Origin of the sequence: Flavobacterium sp. (assembly GCF_044338735.1) — a bacterium.
In the GTDB taxonomy this organism is placed as follows: Bacteria; Bacteroidota; Bacteroidia; order Flavobacteriales; family Flavobacteriaceae; genus Flavobacterium.
On record NZ_JBIIWV010000113.1, the window covers coordinates 1 to 6,793 of the forward strand.

The 6,793-nt window shown below is 35.3% G+C and carries 5 protein-coding genes; all 5 read right to left on the bottom strand.

What is annotated here, in order from left to right:
- On the bottom strand, window positions 1-475 hold a 475-nt coding region (locus ACIQZC_RS07900; protein ID WP_396138692.1), incomplete at its 3' end, for a carboxypeptidase-like regulatory domain-containing protein.
- Between the two features lie 357 nt (window positions 476-832).
- Complete coding sequence (locus tag ACIQZC_RS07905) at window positions 833-1,156, bottom strand: hypothetical protein (protein WP_396138693.1); 324 nt, start codon at window positions 1,154-1,156, stop codon at window positions 833-835.
- A 278-nt stretch (window positions 1,157-1,434) separates the two neighbouring features.
- Window positions 1,435-3,285 (bottom strand): glycoside hydrolase family 36 protein, encoded by a 1,851-nt coding sequence (locus ACIQZC_RS07910; RefSeq protein WP_396138694.1) that lies wholly within the window; start codon window positions 3,283-3,285, stop codon window positions 1,435-1,437.
- Between the two features lie 328 nt (window positions 3,286-3,613).
- Window positions 3,614-5,383 carry a hypothetical protein gene (locus ACIQZC_RS07915; protein ID WP_396138695.1) on the bottom strand — a complete coding sequence of 590 codons (1,770 nt, stop codon included), beginning with the start codon at window positions 5,381-5,383 and terminating at the stop codon, window positions 3,614-3,616.
- Window positions 5,384-5,391: 8 nt separating this feature from the next.
- A partial coding sequence (locus ACIQZC_RS07920) for a hypothetical protein (protein ID WP_396138696.1) occupies window positions 5,392-6,793 on the bottom strand: 1,402 nt, incomplete at its 5' end.

The following is a 6,793-nucleotide window of genomic DNA, read 5'->3' on the forward strand; positions in this document are numbered from 1 at the left end:
CCCTTACACCTGATCCTAAACCATTATCATTTTGTGTTATTTGAAGACCTGCTACACGACCTGAAAAAGCCGTTTGAAGATCTATTGGATCTCCTTTTTCTATACTCGTTGCTCTTATAGATGAAACGGCTCCTGTTAAATCCTTTTTCTTGACAGTACCATAACCGATTACTACAACTTCATTCAAAACTTCATTTAATTCTCCAAGAACAATTTTTATAAAATTTCCCTGTATTTTGACTTCTTTTTTGTCAAAGCCTAAACTTGAAACAATTAAGACGTCACCGAATTTTGCGTTTATTTTAAAACCCCCTTCAAAATCGGTTAAAACCCCTGTTTTAGTTCCTTTGACAACTATATTAGCTCCTATCAAGGGCAAACCTTTATCATCATTAACAACTCCTTCAATCGTATTTTGGGAAAACGAGGTTAAGAAAGATGTTAAAAAAATAATTGTTAATAATTTAAATTTCATATTTTTTTGGTTCATTAATAAGTTGTTTTTTTTAAACAAATTTGAATAAATATAAATTTAAATACTGTAAAAATAAATTTTACAAAAGTTAAATTTAAATTTTATTCCATATAAATAATTAGTTAGTATATCAAAATTAAACTTTAAAGACGATTTATGGTAGTACAAAAGTCTCTTTTATAGTGTGAATTCGTCTCAATTAAAACACACTTTGATTTATTTGAATTTGATTAGTCATGTACAACCCCAAAATACAATTATGTCAATAGGGAAATATTTATTAAATAATTGACTATTTTCCAAAAAAAAACTTCCAGTTTCCTAGAAGTTTATTTATTTTTTTGAAAGATTTGGTCTTTATTCTTTACCTTCTTTTTTTTCTTCAGCTTTAGCTTTCTGAATTTCTAGCTGTGCAGGTGTTAATATTTCTTTAATCTTTTTGTTAAGTTCTTTTAATTTAACTTTATTATCATCTGCATGATCTGGATTTTTCTTGCTGTCTTTTCTCAATGCAGATTGTTCTTCAAGAATTGGTTTTAAAAGAGCTTGTTGATTTGTTGTTAAAGATAATTCTGTTGTCATTTTTTGCAACATTTTATCAGCACCACCTTTTTTATCTGCTTCTTGAGCAAATCCATTTAAACTTACAGCTAATAATGCTGCTAAAATTACTTTTTTCATTATTTATTTTTATTTTAAAGTTAATTATGATAAGACACTGATTATATAAAAAAGTTTAATTGAATTTAAGAACTAATTCATTTTTATCTAACCGTTAAATATTATTTCAAAATTATTGCTAAAAAAAACCTATATCAATCTAAAAAGTTCCTTTTATAGTATTTACTTGTTTCAATCAAATACATTTTGGATATGCAAATAAATACTGCACAATAAATTAAGCTAAATTTTGTTAATTAATTTGATGTTAAATTCTTTAATAGTTGCATAATTCAAACTTATTTTGACTGAAGTTTTTTACAAAGTTGATCAAACGATTCTTTGCCCTCGTATTTTATGATTTGAGAATGACGACCTTCTAAAAGCAAAGGACTTGTTTTTCCAAAAGCTTTCAATTCATATTCTTTTAGATTATTACTCCAATTGAAAACCCCAAGATAAATATCCTTATCCTTTCGGGCAATTATCAACTCGAACCCATCCTGCTTGTTAGTTCCATGCTCCCAAAAATCCAACGGCACGGTTTCTTCCATTGCTGGAAATTCAAAAACTTCTTTCACTAATGCTTTACGTTCAGGGCGAAGTGTCATCAAATTATCACTTTGCAATCGGGCAGTGCCGTATAGTTTATTAAAATCGGCCCACATTTGAGCTTCATTCATTGTCATATTGTGCCCGTGTTTTGTATCTTCTTGAGACACTGTTGCGTCTTCATCTATTGCTTCGCGGAAAACAAGGTAATCAGCATCGCCATTGAAAACTTTACCACTCAGAAAAAAGTTACTTAAATTACCTAAACAACGCTCAGGAAAAGCTTGGAAGATAGGATTGATGTCGCCACCAGTTCGCATACCGTCCACAAAACCAATAGTTGGTCCAAAAACAGCAGAACAGCCTAAGAAATAGATGTCATCTCCCATGGCTTCCCGCATGGTTTTCATTCCCAAACGAAAACGTTCTACCCCCGTGATTGTTGGGTCGTAGGCTTTGAAACTTTTAACATGTTTGTTCCTAAGTTTGGTGTCATTCTCGAGGCCGTAACGCATAAAATCCACTTTAAAATAACGAATACCCCAATTATCCTTCATGTTTTTTATGCAATCTGCGATATGTGCTCTTGCTCCTGGATGGGAGTAATCGAAGTAAATATAATGCATGACTTTGTCTGCTTTTTCATTCTCTTCGACCACCAACTTTCCATCTTGATCATGAAGGAAGTACTCTGGATGTGCTTTATATATTTCAGATGCTTCATCACCTCTAAACCCATCAAAATGTATTCCAGGAGTTTTTCCTTCGGCCTTAATTCGGCTAACAATATCCTTGATTCCGCCGGGTAAAAGACCCGGGTTTATAGATTTATAATCTCCTCGTTCGGTCCACCATCCACCATCAATTTGAATCATATTTGCCTCTGGAGCCAATTTATTCAATTGGTCCATATTACCATAAATATCTTTTGGAGTGAATACTCTGCCATAATAATCCCAAGTTGCCCAACCTTTAAAATCGGCGGGCTTGAGTTTGGTAATTTTATTTTCTGCAGCAATCGCTGTTCCAAATTGATCAAGTAATTCAAGCCAGTTGGTAGCGCGTCTAAGTACGATTTGTTCGTATTGTATGGTCTGGCCTGGTTTTAATTGTTTGCCTTCACCGTCAGACCATACTTCGAAAGCTCCTTGTTTTAATGTGAAATTCGGCATAAATATTCTCCAAGAAGTTGCACCTGCAAATAAATATTGACCGTCTGATAATCGAACCATCTCATACATATTACTCGAACTACGATTGGTTTGACTGCCTATCTTCTGTATAAGCAAAGGTGTGCGACCCATACAACTTGCTCCAAAAACTACATCCAAGTTGTCGGATAACTGTGCTTCAATCGGAATGCTTACAGTAATTTTTTGTATTGTAATTGGTTTATCGCTATTATTAGATAGCGATATAGTTAACCGTTGAAAACCATTCTCAATTTCTTTTAAGTTTTTGGAAGTTGATACTGTTCCGTTAGCATTAACATCAACCTTAATGTCTTTCCATTGCTGAGTGGTTCCAGCAAAAGACATTAAAATGTTTAAAAATACTATCGAAAGTATTGTAACTGTTTTTTTAAATTTCTTTGTCATTTTATTTATGAATATGTATTTTAGTTTTAACTTTTAACAAATCTGATTGAAAACCAGTTTTGGGTTTTTTACAAATCAAATTTTCTAACCTCCTTGGTCTTATCTGCAAATATACTGTTGAACATTATTTAATATAGATGCAAATAGTCTCATTTTTAGTATAGATTTGTTTCATTTGTGGATTGAGGCCATTAAATAAATCGAAAAACAAAACTTTTTTATTTATTACAATACAAATCATCTAATAGTTATTGAAAAAATAAAATTCAAATTGATTTTTAGGAACTAAAAAGAGACTGTTCAAAATAAAATTGATACAGCCTCTTTTTTAATTTTTCGGGTTGTCCTTCATAATTTCAATCATATGAAAAACGTCGTCCTCATTATCCTCATTAACCAAGGAGAAATCGCTATTTTTGGGACCTTTATTGGCAAACACCCCATCGGCGATGGTGATACTTTTGCTTACCCAATTGCCACTGTTGGCTTTGGTGATGGTAACTGCGGTTTTGTCAGTATTGGATGAGGAATCATAACGAACAGAGAATTTTCCGGTCCCTTTATCCAAATATATGATTTTCAAATTGATTGATCCCTTTTTTGTCAAAGAAAAATTGTCATCCAGATCAAAATACATCCGGTTACGTCCGTTTGAATTTTCAAACCCTCTCGCATATCTGCCGTAGGGCTGATTCTCGGGTCCAACCCGCCATAATCCGACACTGGTTTCATTCGCATTGATCTGTGTAATAAATCGGCTATAGTTTCTGGCAATGAGCTCGAATCCTATATCGTTCATCGCCTTGGCTTCATAGAGATAATTGGATCCCGATAGGGAAGTAGCAGCATGCAAATCACCGACTTTTGCTCCGTATTTATTGAATTCCGCTTCAATTTTATTTACCCGTTCTGCGTTGCTCTGTTCAGCCTTCCCATATTTTCCCTCAGGAAAGCGAACAGAATCGGCACTATCGAGCACATCACGAAGGGCGATAAAGGCATACGGGCTGGTCTGCGGTTGTTTGTAATAAGAATACCGACTAGCGAAGGCAAAACCTTCATCATATTGTCCTGTTTTTACAATATTATAATCAACCTCCCATAAATCAAGTCCTCTATCGACGGTCGAAATAGCGGTCCAATAATAATTCCAAACCGGATTTTCCTGAAATATTCCAGCTTGCCCAAATTTAGAAAACTCGCCGCGCACAAACTCCGGTTTCTTGCCGTTCAGACCGAAAAAAGTAGGGCGAAGTTCATTATCTTGGATTATTTCTCCGTTAGTCTGATAACCAATTGCAATCGTAAATTGCTGTTTTCGGAGCTCAATCGGATAGTTTTTGCGAAGCCAATTTGCGTAAAGTAGTTCACCTGCTTTTGCAGCCTTAGTACCCTTCAATACTTCAGGATTACTTTCATTATCCACATTAAACAGGAATCGGATATGTTTGAGTTCTGGCTTATCGAAGGCTTCGTAGAAACGTTTCGTAGCTCCGCTGCAAAACTCTAAATATTGCTGAGCACTAATTTTATATTTATGGTCAATGGGTGTACCTTTATAAAGTTGTCTATCACCCGTAGATCCAAATGCGGGCTGTATAAATGCAAAGACGTTTCTATCCTTCTCAGGTAGTGAGGCAATGTGATCCGCTAGCTTGCCGATAAAACGATGGAAGTAATTGATGTAGTTTTGATTTAGGTAATAGGGAAAAAAATCTTTTCCCTTGCCACCTTTTACAGTCACTTTGGGAACCCCTTGTTCATAAATCCATTCTGGAGAGTGAGGGCCAGTCCATAAGACAAAATAGTAATAATACTTACCCTTTACGGCATTACGGATTTGAGAATCCATTTTCGACCAGTCATACTCCTCGGGACTTGTCTCTATGTCAGCCCACTTAACTCTATCGGCAGCCCCTTTAATGAAAGGAAACCGCTCTGTGTCAATTTTTTCATTCTTGCAATTGGTAAAGAATCCCGCCCACTGTGGGCGCTCGAAATCTTTTATATCATTTCCCTTTTTTTGTGAAAATGTCAGTTGAGATAGTCCTATAAACAATAAGAAAGTAGCTAATATTTTAATTCTTGCGCGTTTCATAGTGCTATTTATTTTTTTTCTCTTTTTTTTCTCTTTTCCCTTTTATCCTCTTTATCTTCTCTTTTTCCTTTCTTCTCTTTATCACCCTCAACGGCGTTTTCGCCTTTGCTATATTTGGTTCCTTTAGCGCTACCCATAAAAGCACGATTCTCCTCTTGAGGTCTTAATAAAGGAAGTTCTTGTTCTCCGCGGTGCACTTCTACAAGGCTAAATATATCATCTTTATCATCAGCATTCAATAGTACAAAGTCTGAACCTTTTGTTCCTCCATTTTTGAAAACGGCATCTTTAATTGTTATCACTTCATGATGCCATTTTTTGTCCCCTTTTCCGGTTACCGTCATTGCTGTCTTCATACTTTTAGTTCCTGCATCATAATCTAGTTTCCACTTAGAACCTTCAATGGCATCATACCAAACCACTGTTATCGACATTACTTTAGGTTTATTATCTTGAGAAAAACCTTCGTGAAGTTTGAAGTATAGTGCATCTTTTCCCGTTGCGTGTTCAAATCCTCTTGCAAACCTTGAATAAATAGAAGAGGTAGTCGTGATAGGTCCACCCACTCGCCATAAAGGAATGGATGTAGCATCTGGTTCAATTTGATACAATAATCTGGAGTAGTTTTCGGGCCAAATTTCCCAACCCGCATCATTGAAACCTACTTGGTCACCTCGTTGCTTAACTTGCCCCATTTTGAGGGCATTTTTATCATCGTTTGCTGCTCCATACTTAGCATATTCGGCAGTGATTTTTTCCATACGATCAATATTTCCGTGCGATGCTTTACCAAACTTGTCTTCAGGATAAGTATTTGTATCGGCTGCATTCAAACCTTTATGCAAGGCACAGAAAGCATCGGTTGCTGTCTCAGGGTGTATTTGCCCGGCATACTTATTGAAAAAATAGAAAGAATAATCAAATCCTTGTTCCTTGCTAGCCTTCAAAGCGCCGCTTGTAACATCCCAAACACTTTGGCCTGCGTTCAAGGCATTAATTGCGCCCCAGTAAAAGTTGAGTTGAACATTTAATTGATACCAAGGACGCGTCCAGGTTTGATCCATCTCAGAACGACGAAAAAGAGTTACCCCTTTTGGGTCAACTAGGTATGGCAAAAACGTGTTTACTGCATCAATTTCTCCACTTAAATGATGTCCTCTCGAAAGTGCTCCATTTTTGATTCCAAAACCATCTTTAAGGTTTTTAATGGCCCAATCCCATTCTTGAACAAAATTATTTTTACCTTCATTACTTTGTGGTTCTAGATTGTTCAGAAGCATACTAATATTCAATCCTGATTGTTTACCAAACAATTTATCATGCAAAGCAAAGGTTTCAAGACGGAATTCTCTCCATTTTTCACTTTTCACAGGTAAAGAATAATTTTTATCTATAGGCTCTCCTTTATAA

What these genes read in the sequence shown, in the direction of transcription:
- ACIQZC_RS07905 (WP_396138693.1), bottom strand. Translation starts at nt 1,156, where the DNA reads ATGAAAAAAGTAATTTTAGCAGCATTATTAGCTGTAAGTTTAAATGGA.
- ACIQZC_RS07910 (WP_396138694.1), bottom strand. Translation starts at nt 3,285, where the DNA reads ATGACAAAGAAATTTAAAAAAACAGTTACAATACTTTCGATAGTATTT.
- ACIQZC_RS07915 (WP_396138695.1), bottom strand. Translation starts at nt 5,383, where the DNA reads ATGAAACGCGCAAGAATTAAAATATTAGCTACTTTCTTATTGTTTATA.